The organism is Thiobaca trueperi (genome assembly GCF_004342175.1).
Taxonomy (GTDB): Bacteria; Pseudomonadota; Gammaproteobacteria; order Chromatiales; family Chromatiaceae; genus Thiobaca; species Thiobaca trueperi.
The window spans coordinates 170,230-188,389 of record NZ_SMAO01000004.1; the positions used below are offsets into that span (position 1 = coordinate 170,230).

General features: G+C 63.7%; 11 protein-coding genes. 6 read left to right on the top strand and 5 right to left on the bottom strand.

Annotated elements, in window-relative coordinates; translation table 11 throughout:
- Positions 1-14: 14 nt before the first annotated feature.
- The 6 genes from EDC35_RS08995 to EDC35_RS09020 all read left to right on the top strand — a co-directional run bounded on the left by EDC35_RS08995 (position 15) and on the right by EDC35_RS09020 (position 7,266).
- Entirely contained in the window at positions 15-2,216 is a 2,202-nt protein-coding gene (locus EDC35_RS08995; protein WP_132976915.1) for a DUF3141 domain-containing protein, read from the top strand.
- Positions 2,217-2,237: 21 nt separating this feature from the next.
- Positions 2,238-2,921, top strand: coding sequence for a hypothetical protein (locus EDC35_RS09000; RefSeq protein ID WP_207896165.1), 684 nt, complete (start codon positions 2,238-2,240; stop codon positions 2,919-2,921).
- Entirely contained in the window at positions 2,918-3,745 is an 828-nt protein-coding gene (gene ppk2 / locus EDC35_RS09005) for a polyphosphate kinase 2 (RefSeq protein WP_132976917.1), read from the top strand. The genes EDC35_RS09000 and ppk2 overlap by 4 nt, the downstream gene beginning before the upstream one ends.
- Positions 3,746-3,764: 19 nt before the next feature.
- Positions 3,765-5,405, top strand: a complete 1,641-nt coding sequence (locus tag EDC35_RS09010; protein WP_132976918.1) for a SulP family inorganic anion transporter — start codon at positions 3,765-3,767, stop codon at positions 5,403-5,405.
- Positions 5,406-5,568: 163 nt separating this feature from the next.
- Entirely contained in the window at positions 5,569-6,033 is a 465-nt protein-coding gene (locus EDC35_RS09015) for a hypothetical protein (protein WP_132976919.1), read from the top strand.
- A 3-nt stretch (positions 6,034-6,036) separates the two neighbouring features.
- Entirely contained in the window at positions 6,037-7,266 is a 1,230-nt protein-coding gene (locus EDC35_RS09020; protein ID WP_132976920.1) for an HlyD family secretion protein, read from the top strand.
- Positions 7,267-7,567: 301 nt separating this feature from the next.
- On the opposite strand, the gene polA is transcribed toward EDC35_RS09020, so the two are convergent.
- The 5 genes from polA to EDC35_RS09045 form a co-directional block, all read right to left on the bottom strand.
- Positions 7,568-10,291: a DNA polymerase I gene (gene polA, locus EDC35_RS09025; RefSeq protein ID WP_207896176.1), complete on the bottom strand. Its 2,724-nt coding sequence runs from the start codon at positions 10,289-10,291 to the stop codon at positions 7,568-7,570.
- Positions 10,292-10,532: 241 nt separating this feature from the next.
- On the bottom strand, positions 10,533-11,618 hold the full coding sequence (locus EDC35_RS09030; protein ID WP_132976922.1) for a TRAP transporter substrate-binding protein: 1,086 nt from the start codon (positions 11,616-11,618) through the stop codon (positions 10,533-10,535).
- A gap of 91 nt (positions 11,619-11,709) precedes the next feature.
- Positions 11,710-14,478, bottom strand: coding sequence for a DUF2339 domain-containing protein (locus EDC35_RS09035; RefSeq protein WP_132976923.1), 2,769 nt, complete (start codon positions 14,476-14,478; stop codon positions 11,710-11,712).
- 105 nt (positions 14,479-14,583) lie between these two features.
- Positions 14,584-15,957 (bottom strand): HlyD family type I secretion periplasmic adaptor subunit, encoded by a 1,374-nt coding sequence (locus EDC35_RS09040; RefSeq protein WP_132976924.1) that lies wholly within the window; start codon positions 15,955-15,957, stop codon positions 14,584-14,586.
- Positions 15,930-18,071 (bottom strand): peptidase domain-containing ABC transporter, encoded by a 2,142-nt coding sequence (locus tag EDC35_RS09045; RefSeq protein WP_132976925.1) that lies wholly within the window; start codon positions 18,069-18,071, stop codon positions 15,930-15,932. The genes EDC35_RS09040 and EDC35_RS09045 overlap by 28 nt, the downstream gene beginning before the upstream one ends.
- Positions 18,072-18,160: the final 89 nt, after the last annotated feature.

Consider the following 18,160-nt stretch of genomic DNA (forward strand, 5'->3'; position numbering starts at 1 on the left):
GAGCGAACGCCGCGATGCCTAAAGCCTCCACGACTCAACCGAACGGCTCGCCCGGCAAATCAACCCCGCCGAATCCGGATCCGATGGCGCTGCTGCAAGCCTGGGGACCGCTGGGCGACTATCTGCTGGACGCCACCCAGCGAACCATCCTCTTCTGGGATGTGTTGCGCCGACGCAGCGAACAGGACGCGGAACAGAAGGCCAGGGCGGTGCCGCATGTGCTCAGTTTCGATGCCGAGCTGGTGCGCGATGGACGCACCTTCGAGCGTCCGGTCAATTATCTCCTGGTGCGGATCAAGCCACCGCCGGGGGTGACGATCGACCAGCACAAACGCCCCTTCGTCGTGATCGATCCGCGCGCCGGTCACGGACCTGGGATCGGGGGCTTCAAGGCCGACAGCGAGCTGGGCGTGGCGATGCGCGCCGGTCATCCCGCCTATTTCGTCGGCTTCACCCCCGATCCCATGCCGGGCCAGACCATCGAAGACATCATGCATGCCGAGGCGCGTTTTCTGGAGGAGGTCATCGCGCTGCATCCGCAGGCCGAAGGCAGGCCCTGTGTCATCGGCAACTGTCAGGCCGGCTGGGCGGTGATGATGCTCGCCGCGACCCGCCCCGAACTCTGCGGGCCAATCATCGTCCCCGGTTCGCCGCTGTCCTATTGGGCCGGGGTCGAAGGAGAGAACCCGATGCGCTACACCGGGGGGCTGGCCGGCGGAAGCTGGATGACGGCGCTGATGGGCGATCTGGGCGGCGGCCGCTTTGACGGCGGTCATCTGGTCAGGAATTTCGAGAACCTCAATCCGGCCAATACCTTCTGGACCAAACACTACAATCTCTGGGCCAGGGTGGACAGTGAGGCACCGCGCTTTCTGGAATTCGAGAAGTGGTGGGGCGGGCACGTCAATCTCAATGCCGAAGAGATCCAGTGGATCGTCGATCAGCTCTTCGTCGGCAACCGGCTGGCGACCGCCGAGATCGTCACCGACGACGGGGTGCGGATCGATCTGCGCAATATCCGCTCCCCGATCCTCTGTTTCTGCTCCAGGGGCGACAACATCACCCCGCCACAACAGGCGCTGGGCTGGATCGTCGATCTCTATGAGACCGACCATGATCTGCTGGCAGCCGGTCAGACCATCGTCTACGCCATCCATGACAGCGTCGGTCATCTCGGGATCTTCGTCTCGGGCGGCGTCGCCCGCAAGGAACATGAGGAGTTCGCCACTAACATCGATCTGCTCGATGTGCTGCCGCCCGGTCTCTATGAAGCGGTGCTGACCCCCAGGACGGCGGATGCGGTCAACCCCGAGCTGATCGTCGGCGACTGGATCGTGCGCTTCGAGCCGCGCACACTGGATGACGTGCGGACCATCGTCCGGCCCGATCCCGAGAATGAGCGCCGTTTTGCCGCCGTGCGGCGCGTGTCCGAGATCAATCTCGGGCTCTATCGGACTCTGTTCCAGCCCTTCGTCCAGGCGCTGGCCCGCAATCCCTGGCTGGCCCTGCTCAAACCCGCCAGTCTGTCCGACGAGCTCTTTTCGGCGCGCAATCCGCTGATGCAGCCGCTGGCCGAACTGGCCGGGCAGGTGCGCCAGGAGCGTCGCCCTGCCGCGTCCGACAATCCATTTTTGCAGTGGCAGGCGCTGGTCTCGGAGTCGGTGATCGCCGCGCTCGACGGCTTTCGTGATCTGCGCGATCGGAGCCTGGAGGAGGTCTTTCTCGCCATCTATGGCTCGCCGGTGTTGCAGGCGCTGGTCGGCATCCGCGCCACCGACGAGCCGCCACGACGCCGTCCGGGGCTGGAACCGGAGCGGCTCAACTTCATCCAGCAGCGGATCGACGAGATCAAGTTGCGGCTGGCCGAGGGCGGGGTGCGCGAGGCGGCGATCCGCAGTCTGGTCTATATCGGCATGGGTGGGCCGGGGGTGGACGAACGCGCCTTCAACGTCCTGCGCCAGATGCGCGTCGAGCAGGACGCCATGACGCTGGACGAATTCAAGCGTGCGCTGCGCGAGCAGTTTTTTGCCCTGCTGCTCGACGAAAAGGCCGCGCTTGACGCCATCCCGGACATGCTGATGTCCGATCCGGCGATCCGTGCGGATACGCTGGCGCGGATCCGGCGCGTCGTCTCCGCCATCGGCCTGCCCACTGGCGAGCGCGCCGAGCGACTGGCGCGGATCGTGGCCCTCTTCGATTCCTGTCCTGCGGGTTGAGCCATGTCCAGGGCAGCGCCAATGCCGGACACAACCGCCGGGCGGCTGCGCGCACCCCGCGCCGCCGCCATCGCGGGCATCCTTTTTTCGCTCCTGCTGACCGCGAGCATCGTCCTGCTGCGTCTGGCGGTTCCTGCCGATCCGCTGGAGGCGGGCATCTGGCTCACAACCCGCGCCAGCACGGTGGCGGTGGCGCTCAATCTGATCCCCTTCGCCGGCATCGCCTTTCTCTGGTTCATCGGGGTGCTGCGCGATCGGCTGGGCGAGCGCGAGGATCGTTTCTTCGCCACCGTTTTTCTTGGCAGCGGACTGCTCTTCCTCGCCATGCTCTTTTTCTCGGCGGCGGTGGTGGGCGGTCTCATCATCGCCTATACCGCCGATCAGGCGCGGTTGCTCGGCTCGCCGACCTTCGCCCTCGGGCGCGCCATGACCTATGAGATCATGAACGTCTATGCCGTCAAGATGGCGGGCGTCTTCATGATCGTGACCTCGACGCTCGCCCTGCGAACCGGTTTCCTTGCCCGCTGGATCGCCTTCGTCGGCTTCGTTCTGGCCCTGTCGCTTTTGTTCAGCGGACGCTATGTCGAATGGATCCTGATGGTCTTTCCCGTCTGGGTGCTGTTGATCAGTCTCTATATCCTGATCGATCATGCTCGTCCCAAGACCGCCAAACGCGGCACCCAGCCCTCGGAGGATCGGACATGAAGCGCGACACCAAACCTGTAGCCGCAGCGCCGGAAGACACCAGCGCCCCCGCCAAACTCAAGGCGAAGCAGTACGCGAAGGAACTGGCGAAGCTCCATGTCGAGCTGGTCAAGCTCCAGGAGTGGGTGCGTCACCAGGGACTCAAGGTCTGCCTCGTCTTTGAGGGCCGCGATGGCGCTGGCAAGGGCGGCACCATCAAGGCCATCACCGAGCGGGTCAGTCCGCGCGTCTTTCGGGTGGTGGCGCTGCCAGCGCCGACCGAGCGCGAGAAGAGCCAGATGTACGTCCAGCGGTACATGCGCCATTTTCCGGCCGCTGGCGAGGTCGTCATCTTCGACCGCAGTTGGTACAACCGCGCCGGGGTCGAGCGGGTCATGGGCTTCTGCACCGAGGAGCAGACCGAACGCTTCTTGAGTCTGACCCCGATGTTCGAGAAGGCGATGGTCGATTCGGGCGTCATCCTGCTCAAATACTGGCTGGAGGTCAGTCCCGAGGAACAGACCCGGCGTCTGGAGGCGCGCATCGAGGATGGGCGCAAGCTCTGGAAGCTCTCGCCGATGGATCTGGCCTCCTACAGTCGCTGGTACGACTATTCGCGGGCGCGCGACGCCATGTTCGCTGCCACCGACACCGCGTTCGCGCCCTGGTTCGTGGCGCACTCCGATGACAAGAAGCGTGCCCGGCTCAACGTCATCCGTCATCTGTTGAGCCAGATTCCTTACGAGGAGCTGCCGCGCGAGCGCATCGTCCTGCCCAGGCGGCAGAAGCCGCAGGGTTATCGGGAACCGGACTATCCATTCAAGGTTATCCCTGAGCGTTATTGACCGCATGGAAAGGTCGGCCATGCTCCCGAGGCTCCGTTTGGATCTCGTCGCTGGTCTCACGGCGGCGGCGGTCGTCCTGCCCAAGGCGATGGCCTACGCCACCGTCGCCGGTCTGCCGGTGGCCGTGGGACTCTATACCGCCTTCGTGCCCATGATCGTCTATGCGCTGCTGGGCACGTCACGGGTGCTCAGTGTCAGCTCGACGGCGACCCTGGCGATCCTGGCCGGAACCCAGCTCGGGCTGGCGGTCCCGGATGGCGATCCGGCGCGGCTGCTCGTGGCAGCGGCGACGCTGTCGGCCTTGACCGGCGCCATTCTGATCCTGGCCTCGGCCCTGCGTTTGGGCTTTGTCGCCAATTTCATCTCGACCCCGGTGCTGACCGGCTTCAAGGCCGGCATCGGTCTCGTGATCGTGTTCGATCAGGTGCCCAAGCTACTGGGACTCCACATCGACAAGCAGGGCTTTTTCCGCGACCTCTTGAGTCTGATCCAGGCGCTTCCCGAGACCTCGCTGATCACCCTGGGTCTGGCGGTCCTGACGCTGGTTCTGCTGGCGACGATGGAACGTCTGCACCCCCATTCACCCGCGCCGCTGATCGCGGTGGGCGGCGGCATCGCGCTGTCCTGGCTCTTCGGTCTGGAGCACCTGGGAGTCTCGACGGTGGGCCTGATTCCGCAGGGTCTGCCGTCCCTGACCCTGCCCGATCCCGCACTGTTGCAGCAGCTATTGCCCGGCGCCTTCGGTATCGCCCTCATGAGCTTTACCGAGACCATCGCCGCCGGGCGCGCCTTCGCGGTCTCTGGGGAGCCGCCCATCCAGCCGAATCGCGAACTACTGGCCATCGGCGCCGCCAATCTGGGCGGCGCCGTGCTCGGTGCGATGCCGGCGGGCGGCGGGACGTCGCAGACCTCCGTGGTGCGCGCGGTGGGCGGTCATTCGCAAGCCGCCTCGCTGGTCACGGCCGGGGCCACCGCCGCCACTATGCTGGTGCTGGCCCCGCTGCTCGGTCTGCTGCCGAATGCGGTGCTGGCGGCGGTGGTCATCGTCTATTCGCTCGGGCTCATCCAGCCCGGCGAGTTCCGGGCGATTCGCCGCGTCAGAAACATGGAGTTTCACTGGGCGCTGGCCGCGTTCGTTGGGGTGCTGGTGTTCGGCACGCTCAAGGGTATCGTCGTCGCCATCGTGCTCTCGCTGATCGGTCTCGCCAGTCAGGTGGCGCACCCGCCCGTACATGTCATCGGACGCAAGCGTGGCGCGGACGTGCTGCGACCTCTCTCGCCCGAGCATCCAGACGACGAGACCTTCCCCGGTCTCCTGATCCTGAGGCCCGAGGGCCGACTCTTCTTTGCCAATGCCCAGAATGTCGGAGACCAGATCCTGGCACTGACCAGAGCACACCGTCCGCAGGTGGTGGCCCTTGATCTGAGCCGTGTCTTCGACATCGAATACTCGGCCCTCCAGATGCTGATTCAGGGCGAACGGCGGGCGGCGGAGGCGGGTATCACGCTCTGGCTCGCCGGCCTGAGCCCCAGTGTCCTGGACTATGTCCGCGCGTCCGGTTTTGCCGCCCGGCTCGGATCGGAACGACTGTTCTTCAATGCGCGGGAGGTGATCCGGCACTATCAGGCAAACTACCCATCCCCGACAGCAAGCCGATGATCCTCGTTTTGTCAGCCTCCCTGTTCTTTGCCATCGCGGCTCGAATTCATCAATCGCGCCATGACGAAACCCGCGCTCACGCAACCCGTTACAAAATACCGTCCAGCCGCGACTAGAATAAGCGACTGCGCGACTGATCGTCCCATTCAGGAGCCTTATCGATATGACGGACTCATTGTTACACCCGGTCGCGATCCATCACCTGCCGCCCTTCGTCACCGCGCCGGGGGAGACGGATGTACTGTTCGTGGTAATGGCCATCTTCGTGCTGCTGGCTGTGGTCGGCATCGGTCTTTTCTACTTCAAACTCCACGCGCTGCCGGAGCAGTTGGCGCATCGCGGTCAGAAGATCCAGTTCCAACTCGTTGCGGTGCTGGGACTGCTGGCGCTCTTCACCCACAACCACGCCTTCTGGATCGCCGGACTGCTGCTGGCGCTGGTGCCGCTGCCCGATTTCACGACGCCGCTCGGCTCGATGGCGCGCTCGCTGGAACGGCTTGCCGAAGGGGTGCCGGCACCCGCACCCGTCACGGCGGCGCACGAAACCGCACCTTCACCGCCCGCCAAACCCGCTCAGAAAGCCGCACCGCCCGCCGCCGATCAGCCCGCCGAACCGATGGAGTCTTGAGCCATGCTGGAACTCTTCCTCTGCTCGATGCTGACGATCTTTCCCGATTTCCTCTTTCGCCGCTTCGTCCAGGGCAAGCGTCTTGGACAGGAGATCAACCTCTTCTCGGTCTGGTTCGAGTTGCGCTGGGGGATCACGCTGTGTCTGATCCTGACCCTGAGTCTGATCACGACCATTTTCTATTTTCATCCCTCGACCAAGGCGGCAAGCTCGGTGTTCCGCACCGTGACCGTACTGCCGGAGCGCAGCGGGCGAGTGGCCGAGACCTATGTCGAGATCAACCAGCGGGTCACGGCCGGTCAGCCGCTGTTCCGACTCGACAGCACCGAACAGGAGGCCGCCATCGAAACCGCCCGGCGCAAGATCGCCGAGATCGAGGCGTCGATGATCGTCGCCAGGTCGCAACTGGCGGAGGCCGACGGGCGGATCGTCCAGGCGCGCGGGATGCTCGAACAGGCGACCGACGAGTTCAAGGCGCGTTCCGAGGTGCAGAAGCGCAGTCCGGGATCGGTCGCCGAGCGCGACGTCGAGCGCGCACGGGTGCAGGTTGAGACCCAGCAGGGCGCGCTCGATGCGGCTCAGGCCAGCCGCGAGGCCGTGGTCTCGGAGATCGAATTCAAACTCCCGGCCCAGAAGGCGAGCGCCGAGGCCGCGCTGCGCGAGGCCCAGATCGCGCTCGACAAGAGTCTGGTCGTGGCCGGAACCGATGGCGTCGTGCAGCAGTTTGCGCTGCGTCCGGGCGATGTGGTCAATCCCATGCTGCGGCCCGCCGGCATCCTGGTGCCGGAACGCCGGGTCACTGGTCTGCTGGCCGGGTTCGGCCAGATCGAGGCATCGGTGCTCAAGGTCGGCATGATCGGCGAGGTCACCTGCATCGCCAAGCCCTGGCAGATCATCCCGGTGGTCGTCACCGAGGTGCAGGATGTCATCGCCTCCGGTCAGGTCCGCCCGACCGACCAGTTAGTCGATGTCCAGCAATTCGCGCGTCCCGGCACCCTCACGGTCATTCTGGAGCCGCTCTACAAGGGCCAGCTCGACGATCTGCCCCAGGGCGGCAACTGCATCGCCAACACCTACACCAACAACCATGAGGCGCTTGCCGATCCCGACCTCGGCGGCCTGCATCGGTTCGGGCTGCATGCCATCGATACGGTCGGTCTGGTGCATGCGATGATTCTGCGCATGCAGGCGCTGCTGCTGCCGGTTCAGACGTTGGTGCTGGGCGGGCACTGATCGAGCAACGCACACCTCACAGGATCAGGACGGACGAGACGCTCAACACCGACTGAGGATCGGTTCGGTCCGCGGCTCGTTTTCCAGCGCCTTTTTGGCACTGCCCAGGTTTAAACCGCACCCGGTGCGGCATGTCATCGTTGAGAATTGAGCCGGCCTTGCCAGAATCGACGGGTGTTCGCGCGGGAGCGGTTTAAGATATTGAAAAATATAAAATTTTAAACCGCGTCTCCACTGATGTGGATGACATCTCCAAAGCTAAACACAAACTGAAAATTACGCATATCGCGCTGGACGCGGTTTAATGCGCCTCATCCCAGTTCTCGCCCGTGCCAATATCCACCACCAGCGGCACCGCCAGCTCCGCCGCTGATTCCATCGACTCGCGAATGCGTGCGCTGGCCGAATCGATGGCAGCTTCCGCCACCTCGAATACCAGTTCGTCATGCACCTGCATGATGAGCCGCACCGGCGGCTGCTCGGTCTGGATCCAGTCGTCCACCGTGATCATGGCGCGTTTGATGATGTCCGCCGCCGTGCCCTGCATGGGCGCGTTGATGGCGGTGCGCTCGGCACCGGCGCGGCGGTTCTGATTGCTGTGCGCGATGTCGGTGAGATGGAGCCGGCGTCCGAAGAGCGTTTCCACATAGTGATCCTCACGCGCCTGGATGCGGGTGCGCTCCATGAAGTCCCTGACCCCTGGATAGCGTGCGAAATAGCGATCCACATATTCCTGTGCCGCACCGCGTGCGATGCCGAGCTGGCGCGCCAGTCCAAAGGCCGACATGCCATAGATCAGCCCGAAATTGATCGCCTTGGCCGAGCGGCGTTGCTCGCCTGTCACCTCGTCCGGCGCGAGCCCCAGGATCTCGGCGGCGGTGGCGCGGTGGATGTCCAGCCCGCTGGCAAAGGCCGCCAGCAGCCGTTCGTCGCCGGAGAGATGGGCCATGATCCGCAGCTCGATCTGCGAATAGTCGGCGGCGAGCATCCGCCAGCCCGGCTCGGGGATGAAGGCGCGCCGGATCAGCCGGCCTTCTTCGGTACGGATGGGGATGTTCTGGAGATTGGGATCGCTCGATGAGAGCCGTCCGGTGGCGGCGACCGCCTGATGATAGGAGGTATGGACCCGTCCGGTTGCCGGGTTGACCATCTGCGGCAGCTTGTCGGTGTAGGTCGATTTGAGCTTCGACAGCGTCCGGTGCTGGAGGATGATCGCCGGCAACGCATGACCCTCGGCGGCCAGCCGCTCCAGAACCTCTTCCGACGTGGAGGGCGCGCCCTTGGGTGTTTTGGTGACGACCGGCAGTCCCAGCTCGTCGAAGAAGATGGCGCCGATCTGCTTGGGTGAGCCCAGATTGAAGGGACGACCGGCCTGCTCGTAAGCCTCAATCTCCAGCGCGGCGATACGCCTCCCCAGATCCTGGCTCTGGTGTGCGAGCCGTGCGGAGTCGATGCGGACTCCGGTGCCTTCCATTCGCGCAAGAATCGGCACCAGCGGCATCTCGATGGACTCATACACCTCGGCCATCCGGGGTATCGCTTGCAGACGCGGCCAGAGCGTGCGATGCAGACGCAGCGTCACATCGGCATCCTCGGCGGCATAGTGTCCGGCCGGTTCAATGGGGATCTGGTCGAAGGTGATCTGTCTGGCCCCTTTGCCCGCGATGTCCTCGAAATGGACCGTGTCATGGTCCAGATATTTTTTCGCCAGCGAGTCCATGTCGTGGCGGGTCGCGGTGCTGTCGAGCACATAGCTTTCAAGCATGGTGTCGTGGGCGATACCGCGCAGTGCGATGCCGTAGCGCGCCAGCACGCTCAGATCATATTTGAGATTCTGACCGACCTTGGCGCGGTCGGGATCTTCCAGCAGCGGTTTCAATCGGGCCAGCACCGCATCGCGGTTGAGCTGATCGGGCGCGCCGGGATAGACATGCGCAAGCGGGACATAAGCGGCCTGTCCCGGCGTGACGGCGAACGAGAGTCCGACCAGCTCGGCGCGCTGGGTGTCGAGGCTGGTGGTTTCGGTGTCAATGGCGAACAGAGCGGCGGCTTGCAGACGGCTCATCCAGGTCTCGAAGACATCCTGGGTCAGCACCAGATCGTATTCGGTCTGGATCGGCGGGACTGGTTCGGTCGCTGGCGCGGGCGTTGTGCTCGGCCAGGTCGCGGCCAGGTCGTCCAGCGTCGCCAGCAGCCGGCGCGACTCGAAGCGTTCGTACCAGCCGCGCAGGGTGTCGATGTCCGGTGCGGTCGGTTTGAGATCGGTCGGTCCCAGCCCGAGATCGACATCGCATTTGATCGTGGTGAGTTCACGCGACAGAGGAAGCTGGCCGAGCGCCGCGCGCAGACTCTCGCCGACCTTGCCCTTGACCGCCCCGGCATTGGCGATGACCCCGTCCAGACCGCCATATTCGGCGATCCATTTCGCCGCCGTCTTGGGGCCGCATCCCGGCACGCCGGGGACATTGTCGGCGGTGTCGCCCATGAGGCTCAGATAATCGACGATGCGTTCGGGCGGCACGCCGAATTTTGCCGTCACACCAGCCGGATCGAGCAGGGTGTCGGTCATGGTGTTGACCAGGGTGACCTGCTCGCCCACCAGTTGCGCCATATCCTTGTCGCCGGTCGAGATCAGGGTCGGGATACCGGCGGCGGCGGCCTGGGTCGCCAGGGTGCCGATGACATCGTCCGCCTCGACATCGGGGATCACCAGCAGCGGCAGACCCATCGCCCGGATCACCGCCTGGAGCGGCTCGATCTGTTCGCGCAGATCGTCCGGCATCGGCGGGCGATGGGCCTTGTAGTCTGGATAGAGATCGTTGCGAAAGGTCCGCCGACCAGCATCGAAGATCACACCCAGATACTCGGGTCGATGGGTCTCGATCAGTTTGCGCAGCATGTTGAGCACACCCAGCAGCGCCCCGGTCGCCTCGCCCCGCGAATTGGTCAGCTTGGGCAGGGCGTGATAGGCGCGGAACAGATAGCCGGAGGCATCGACCAGGATCAGGGGATAGTGTGGCATCAGAGGGATCCGAAACATCGCATTCCAGCGAAAACAGACAGGATTAACAGGATTTCGCAGGATTGACAGGATTTTTTGGGTGACTTTCTGGAATCCAGATACCCAGTGCCCAGTCTTTTTGACAGGATTAACAACGATTAACAGTGCTTCTCAAGATCATGTCTTTAATCCTGTGAATCCTGTGAATCCTGCGAAATCCTGTTAATCCTGTTAATCCTGTCTATTCCCCCCCTCGGAAACCCGCCTACTTCCTGCGCCGCATGGCCTGCATGAAATTGGCCATGGAGGACTCAGCGACGTTCCACCAGACATCCGACGTCTGCTGGAAGGCGGTCATGGAGTCGTAGATCCGTTTGAAGGTCGGATTGCTGGCGGCTTCCTCGGCATAGACCGTCTGCGCGGTCTCGTAAGCCTTGATCAGCACATCGTCCGGGAAGCGCCGCAACTGGGCGCCGTTCTGCATCAGACGTTGCAGGGCGGGTGGATTGCGGGCGTCGTAACGGGCCAGCATCATGAGATGCGCCTCCTGCGTCGCGACCTCGAAGGCGGCGCGATAGGCGGGCGGCAGCGATTCCCACTGGGCCTTGTTCACATAGAAGACCAGATGGGTACCTGGCTCCCACCAACCGGGGTAGTAGTAATATTTGGCGACCTTCTGAAAACCGAGCTTCTCGTCATCGTAAGGCACAGTCCACTCGGCGGCGTCGATGGCCCCGCGCTCCAGGGCCGGATAGATCTCGCCGCCGGGCAGCGACTGCGGCACCGCCCCCAGACGCGAAAAGATCTCGGCACCGAAGCCGGGGATGCGAATCTTGAGCCCCTGGAGATCGGCGAGCGACTTGATCTCCTTGCGGAACCAGCCGCCCATCTGCGCCCCGGTGCTGCCGCCGGGGAAGTGGACGATGTTGTACTCGGCGAACATCTCGCGCAGGATCTCCATCCCGCCGCCCTCGTAGACCCAGGCGGTGAGCTGGCGCGTGTTGAGCCCGAAGGGCATGGTGGTTTCGAGCGCCAGCGCCCGGTTCTTGCCGTAGTAATAGTAAGACGCCGTGTGTCCGCATTCGACCGTGTTCTGCTGCACGGCGTCCATGACTCCAAAGGGCGGCACGATCTCGCCGCCAGCGAAGACCCGGATCTCGAAGCGTCCATCGGTCAGCTCGGTCACCCGTTTCGCCAGCGTCTCCGCGCCGCCGTAGATGGTGTCCAGACTCTTGGGAAAGCTCGATGCCAGACGCCATTTGATGGCGGGGGTTTCGGCTCTGGCGGGCAGGGCGAATCCGGCGGCGACGGCGCCGAGCCCGGCTGAGGTCAGAAAATCACGTCTTTGCATGCGGTCCTCCTCGATCTTGCTGTCGTTGAGTAGGTAGCCATCTGCGCGTCGCGGTCAGCATTGCAACCGCTGACGGCATTGAGAACACATTCTAAACCGTGTCGCGACGTTCCGAGCCGTCTCCGCGCGGCGGCAGCGGCGACAGCCAGCCGATCCCGACCAGCAGACCGCCGACGGCGAGGAAGGAGACGATGCGCTCGATGGTGCCGCTGGCGGCGAGATCGACCAGAAAGAGCTTGACCACCACGGCGGCGAGGATCAGTGCCGCGCTCATCCAGACCCCGCGCGACTGACGGGCGCGGGCGACCAGCAGCAGCCCGACGCCGACCAGACCCCAGAGCACCGAAACCGCCATCTGCGCCAGATTGGATGCAAAGAGTGCATCCAGGTCGTATGGAATCGCCCACAGATGATGCAGTGCACGCAGCAGGGCCAGATTGATCCAGAGAAAGGCGAGACTGCCGAGCAGCGCCCAGACCAGACGCTGCGTATCCCGGTGCGGACGGATCAGCTTGCGCGCACCGAGACCCTGCCACCACTGCCACAGCGCGAGCAGCACCAGCGCCAGCATCCCATCCAGGGGATTCAGGAGCGGCAGCCAGGGCCAGGGCGCGGCACCGCCGGGCGAGTGGCTCGACCAGGGGATCCATAACAACAGCGAGACGGCCAGCGTCCCGCCCAGCAGGATCCGATAGACGAACGGCCAGCGGTGCAGCGGCCACAGGCTCAGGGTCGTGAGCAGCGACAGCCCGAGCAGCGGCACCAGCGCGACCGTTGCCACCCGCCAGCCCTGCATCACGCCCATCTGTTCGAGCAGACGCCACACGACTTCCCACTGAAGCACGCCGAGCAGCAGCAGCCCCGTGACCGCATGGCTCCACGCCAGGGACGGGTGCGCCTCGCGGCGTTCGATCCGCCACAGCGACAGATATCCGGCCACGAAAAACAGCGGCCAGGCCAATTCGCCGCAGGCAACGGCTGGATGGGCGAGATGCTCGAAGGCGATCCAGAGCGCCACCAGCCCCACCAGTGGAAAAGCCGCCTGTGCCCGGTGCAGCAACCGCCAGGAGAGCCGGCTGGCGATGACCTCGGCGATCAGCGCGGTACAGACGCCATACCAGAGGAAATGCGCTGGAATGGTTGCCGGAACATCGCTGCGCTGCCATTCGGCCAGCCCCGCACCGAACCACCAGATCAACCCCCAGATCAGCAGCCAGGGCGCACCGCCGCGCTCCCAGGCCGGTTTGTCGGGGTCGTCGCGATCCAGCCACCAGGCGCTGATGACACCCGCGATGGCGATCATGGCCGCGCCGAGATAACCGCCGTTGAGAAAAGGCAGCGCGTCCGGGAAGGGATAGGCCGCCGCCAGCGCGACCGCCGCGCCCGCCTGCAGGATCAGCCCGAAGGCGCGGATCGACGGGCGTCCCTGACGCGCGCCGATCCAGACCAGACCCGCGCCCTCCAGTGCCCAGACGCCCGCTGTCGTCTCCGCCGCTAGGGCAAAGGGGATCGCCACCGACAGAAAAATCACCCCGAGCGCGATGAATGCCTGCGACAGCAGCGCGATCTGCGCCGCGTCCCGACGCGGGAGCCGCCAGCCAAGAAAGAGATAGAAGACGCCCATCGCCACTGCCGACCAGGCGATGCCGTATTCGATGTGACGCACCAGTTCGACCTGACAGGCGAAGGTCAGGATTGGCGTACCGAACAGCAGCGTGGTATCCAGATAACCGCGCGGACGCGCTGGCTGGCGCAGCGTTTCGAGCACCGTGATGCTCACATAGAAGAGAAAGAACAGCAGCAGAAAGGGCGCCGTGGTGGCGAAGCGTTCGGGTTCGTAACGCAGGACGCCCCAGATCACGGCGATGCCGAAGGTAAAGCCGAAGCCGAGCAGATTCAGCGCCCGCCAGCTCTTGAACCAGGCCACGGCCAGGATCGCCAGATTGAGCAGGGCGTAATAGCCGAACAGGGCGATATGGTCATCGCGCCCGGAGGCAGCGACGATGGGTGCGAGAAAACCGCCAGCAAAGCCAAACCAGGCCAGCGAGTGCGCATTCTGGATCACCGCCAGAGCCGCCGCCAGCAGCCCGATCAGCGCCAGCAGCACAAAGGCGGTGCCCGCAGACAGCAGATGCGCGAGCTGATAAGCGCCGTAGACATCCAGATAAAGGATACCGATCGCCGCGCCCTGCAACAGCAGGGCATAGTCCCGGCGTCGTTCACGCTGCGACCAGCCCAGCCCCAGTAACCCAAGCCCGGCAGCGGCGACGGCGGCCAGACGCAGTTCAAGGGTGAAGACCAGCCATTCCTGGTCCACGGCGTATTTGAGCAGAAAACCGACGCCCAGGAACAGCAGCAGGATCCCGACCCGCACGAAGAGATTGCCGCGTTGGAACCAGTCGCGCAGATCCATGATCCAGCCGATACCCTGCGCGGTCTCGGGCAGGGGGCGCGGAGTGGGGCGGAAACCGCTGTCCGCCGCGCCGCGTGGCTGATGACGTACAGGCTCCGGTGCCGGCTCCCAGTCCAGATCCAGCGAGAGCGGTTCCGAGTCTGGATCGCGGTCAGGCGTTACGGCTGACGCCATTGCCGGTCCGGTCGGGGTTGCCTGATCGCGCACCCCTTGAGCCGGTTCTGCCGGGTCATCAATGGCGACCCGATCTGCCGCCGATCTCGCCAGCGCGCGCACCCTCAGCAGTTCGGTGCGCAAGGCGGCGACCTGCTGTGCCAGCGTCTGCCGTGACAGATCGAGCGCCATGACCCGCCCCAGCAGAAATCCGAGCAGCGCATCGAGCAGCGGCTCGTCGCGCCAGAAACCGACGGCCAGTCCGGCCAGGGTGAAGAGGATCGTGATGAACATATCGTTGCAGGAATTGAGGCAGGATTGAAAACGGGCGCTTAGACTCCGTTACTCCTGTCTATTCAGGTCCGGATCGCGGCTCATATCGATCATTTCGGGAATCGTCTAAGGTTCCCGAATCGATTCATCCAATGCTTTGGTGAGCGGCCATAACAGATAAGAGATCACCGAACGCTTGCCCACTGCAATTTCAGCCGTCACGGCCATGCCCGGCAGCAGTCGCGCCTGCTCGGGCATCCTTTTCAGACGTGAGTCGCCGAAGTCGATGCGGCTGAGATAATAGGTATCCAGTCCTGAGCCGACGCTGGTATCGCGATGAAAGGCGTCCTCGCTGATGGTGCGCACGGTCCCTTCCAGCATGCCATGACGCTGGAAGGGATAGGTTGCCAGCTTGAGGTGTGCGGCATCACCGACCTGCACATAGCCCACATCGAGCGAGTCGATCTGGACCTCGGCCTCCAGCGGGGCATTCAGTGGGACCAGGGTAAAGAGCTTTTCGGCGGCGGCAACCACCGAACCCTGGGAGAGTTTGGCGATGTCCAGCACCACGGCATCCGCCGGCGAGAGCAGCGTTACCAGTTGGCTGCGCTTGGTGGCCTTTTGCAGTTGCTCATTGACGCCATCGCGCTCGCGCTGGGTTGCCAGCAGATCTTCCATCGTCTTTTCGCGCCAGCTTCTCTCGAAGGCGGTCTTATCGGCCTCGGTCGAGGCCAGTTCGCGCTTGAGTTCCTGTTCACGATTTTTCGCCAGCTCCAGATCGCGTTCGACCTCCATGCGTTTCTGCTGCGCGTCCAGCAGCATGATCCGCGCGCCGACCTGCTTGGCCAGCAGGTTTTCCTGCATGGTCTCCATTTCGCGCAAGGGCTTGATGCGCGCCTCCAGCGATTTCTGGTCGCGCTGGAAGGTATCCTGCGAGGCACGCAGACGGGCGAGATTTTCATCCATCCGCATCAGTTGCGCCCGATAGTTGGCCTGGCGTTCGATGAACAATTGCGCCTGGAGCCGGTAGTCGGGATCGGTCTGGGCCGGCGCGAATCTCGCCTGATCGCTCAACTCGGCCTGCATGCGTTCGATCTGCGCATCCAGACTGAGCAGGCGGGTGCGTAACTGTGACTCGTCAGCCCCGGTGAAGGTGGGATCAAGCGTCGCCAGCCGTTCGCCCTGTTTCACCACCTGGCCGATCCGCACGTCCAGCCGCTGGATGATGGATGTTTCGAGCGGCTGCACCACGATATTGGGCAGCGGCGTGACCAGACGCCCGCTCCCCACCACGACCTTATCGACCTCTGACAGGCTCGCCCACAGCACAAAGGCAATCATCAGGGTCAGCAGAATGTACAGGGTTGTGCGCGCCATCCAGGGTAGCGGACGGCGCTCGATCTCGTCGGCATCGGGCAGAAAGGCGACGACCGTTGCGTCCTGACCTTTGCCCTTGGCCGGCGTGGACGCAGTTAAACGTGACTGGTCTGTTGATGCCATAACTGTTGATAAGTCTCACAGCGCGTCAGCAGCTCGTCATGACGCCCCCGATCCACCAGCCGCCCTTGCTGCATCACCAGAATGGCATGGGCATTGACCAGGGTGGAGAGACGGTGCGAGATCATGATTACGGTTCGCCCCACCGCGATACGCGACAGATTGCGGATGAAGATCGACTCACTTTCAGGATCGAGCGCACTGGCCGCCTCGTCGAGGATGAGAATACGCGGTTTGGTCAGAAGCGCGCGGGCGATGGAGAGCCGCTGTTTCTGTCCGCCGCTCAGGTTGGCGGCGTTTTCTTCCAGCAGGGTATCGTAACCCTGCGACAGACGCTCGATGAATTCATCCGCCCCCGCCGCCTGGGCGGCAGCGACGATCTCCTCGAAGGAGGCATCCGGCTTGGCGACCGCGATGTTTTCCTTCACCGAGCCCCGGAACAGAAAGTTTTCCTGCAACACCACGCCGATCTGACGGCGCAGATGGGCTAGATCGATCTCGCGGGCGTCGATGCCATCGAACCGCACCAGTCCTTCCTGGACGCTGTAAAGTCCCTGAATCAATCGTGTCAGCGTGGTTTTGCCCGAACCGCTGCGTCCGACGATCCCGACCACCGTGCCGGCCGGAATGGTGAAGCTGGCGCGGTCCAGCGCTGCCACGCTCGCGCCGGGATAACGGAAGGTCACCTCGTCGAAGGCGATCTCGCCGACGATGGCCGGACGCAGACCGCCCGCACCGGGGCGGCCTTCCGGCGCACGGTTCATGACCTCGCCCAGCATGCGCACCGAGAGCGCGGTCTGCTGATAGGAGTTGATGAGACCGACGATCTGGATCAGCGGCGCGGAGACCCGCCCCGAGATCATCTGAAAGGCGATCAGCGCGCCGACCGTCAGTTCCTGATTGAAGACATCCTGCGCGCCGACCACGATGATGGCGATCGGCAGCAGCTTGCCCATGAAATCAATGAAGGTGTTGCCGATGATCGACAGATGCCCGACCCGATAATGCATCGTGATCGCCTCAGCCGAAAACTGATCCCAGTTCTTCCGCTGCACCGGTTCGATCGCCAGCGCCTTGACCGTGCGCATGCCGTGAATGGTCTCGACCAGCAGCGCCTGACGCTTGGCCTCGGCGGTATAGAGCGCCTCCAGCCGTCGGCGGAAGGTCGGCAGCAGTGCGCCGATGGTGCCGGCGATGATGACCGTGAAGACCAGCACGATGACCGCCAGCTTGACCGAATAGGTGAAGAGGATCGGCAGGAAAATGATCAGCGCCGTGGCTTCCAGCGCGGTAAAGAAAAGCTGGCCGGTCAAAAAGCCGCGAATACCTTCCAGTTGCTGCATGTGACGGGTGATGACCCCCGCCGACATGGTCTCGAAATAATCGATGGGCAGCGACATCAGATGGCTGAAGGTGCGGCGGGTGAGCCGCATGTCGATCTTGTTGGTCGCGGCCAGACTCAGCAGATTGCGCACAAAACCGAAGAGCGCATCGAACACCATCGCGATCACGATGCCGATCCCCAGCACCCAGAGCGTTGATATGCTCTGATGGACCAGCACCTTGTCGATGACGATCTGGAAAAAGATCGGCGTCGCCAGGGCCAGCACATGCATGACCATCACCGCCAGGGCGATGTCGCGAAAGGCGGCCTTCTGCTTGAGGATCTCCGGGATGAACCAGCGCAGGCTGAACGGCTGATTGGGGTCGGTCAGTTTGTGCTGGCGTTTGAGCAGCACCACCGCGCCGTCCCATCGGGCACAGAACTGCTCGCGATCAAGCAGAAAAACGCCCACCTGCTGCACCAGCGGATCGATCAGCGCGACCTTGCCGCCGTCCTCAGCGCGTGCGCCGACCACGATCACACCGTTGCCATTGATCAGACGGGCCATGATCGGAAAAACGCCAGTCTGCTCCAGCAGCGCCTCCCAGGAGAGTTTGGCGGTTCGGGCCTTGAGTCCAATGTCTGAAGCGATCCGCAGCAGACGCGCATCGCCCGGCTCTTCCGCTTTCAGGGCATACTCATCGATCAACCGCTCGGGATTGATCTGCAAGCCATGATGCTGGGCAATGGCCGTCAGGCATTGGATGACGGTATGAGGAAAGGCGTTGGGCATTGTTGGGAATCCGCCTGGATCTTGGAGCGGATTGTGCCGTAAATCCAGTTTTGATGCCGGTGAATCTCGTCGCGGTTCAGCGATTTGAC

Coding starts and splice junctions, on each gene's coding strand:
- EDC35_RS08995 (WP_132976915.1), top strand. CDS start 15: ATGCCTAAAGCCTCCACGACTCAACCGAACGGCTCGCCCGGCAAATCA.
- EDC35_RS09000 (WP_207896165.1), top strand. CDS start 2,238: ATGCCGGACACAACCGCCGGGCGGCTGCGCGCACCCCGCGCCGCCGCC.
- ppk2 (WP_132976917.1), top strand. CDS start 2,918: ATGAAGCGCGACACCAAACCTGTAGCCGCAGCGCCGGAAGACACCAGC.
- EDC35_RS09010 (WP_132976918.1), top strand. CDS start 3,765: ATGCTCCCGAGGCTCCGTTTGGATCTCGTCGCTGGTCTCACGGCGGCG.
- EDC35_RS09015 (WP_132976919.1), top strand. CDS start 5,569: ATGACGGACTCATTGTTACACCCGGTCGCGATCCATCACCTGCCGCCC.
- EDC35_RS09020 (WP_132976920.1), top strand. CDS start 6,037: ATGCTGGAACTCTTCCTCTGCTCGATGCTGACGATCTTTCCCGATTTC.
- EDC35_RS09030 (WP_132976922.1), bottom strand. CDS start 11,618: ATGCAAAGACGTGATTTTCTGACCTCAGCCGGGCTCGGCGCCGTCGCC.
- EDC35_RS09035 (WP_132976923.1), bottom strand. CDS start 14,478: ATGTTCATCACGATCCTCTTCACCCTGGCCGGACTGGCCGTCGGTTTC.
- EDC35_RS09040 (WP_132976924.1), bottom strand. CDS start 15,957: ATGGCATCAACAGACCAGTCACGTTTAACTGCGTCCACGCCGGCCAAG.
- EDC35_RS09045 (WP_132976925.1), bottom strand. CDS start 18,071: ATGCCCAACGCCTTTCCTCATACCGTCATCCAATGCCTGACGGCCATT.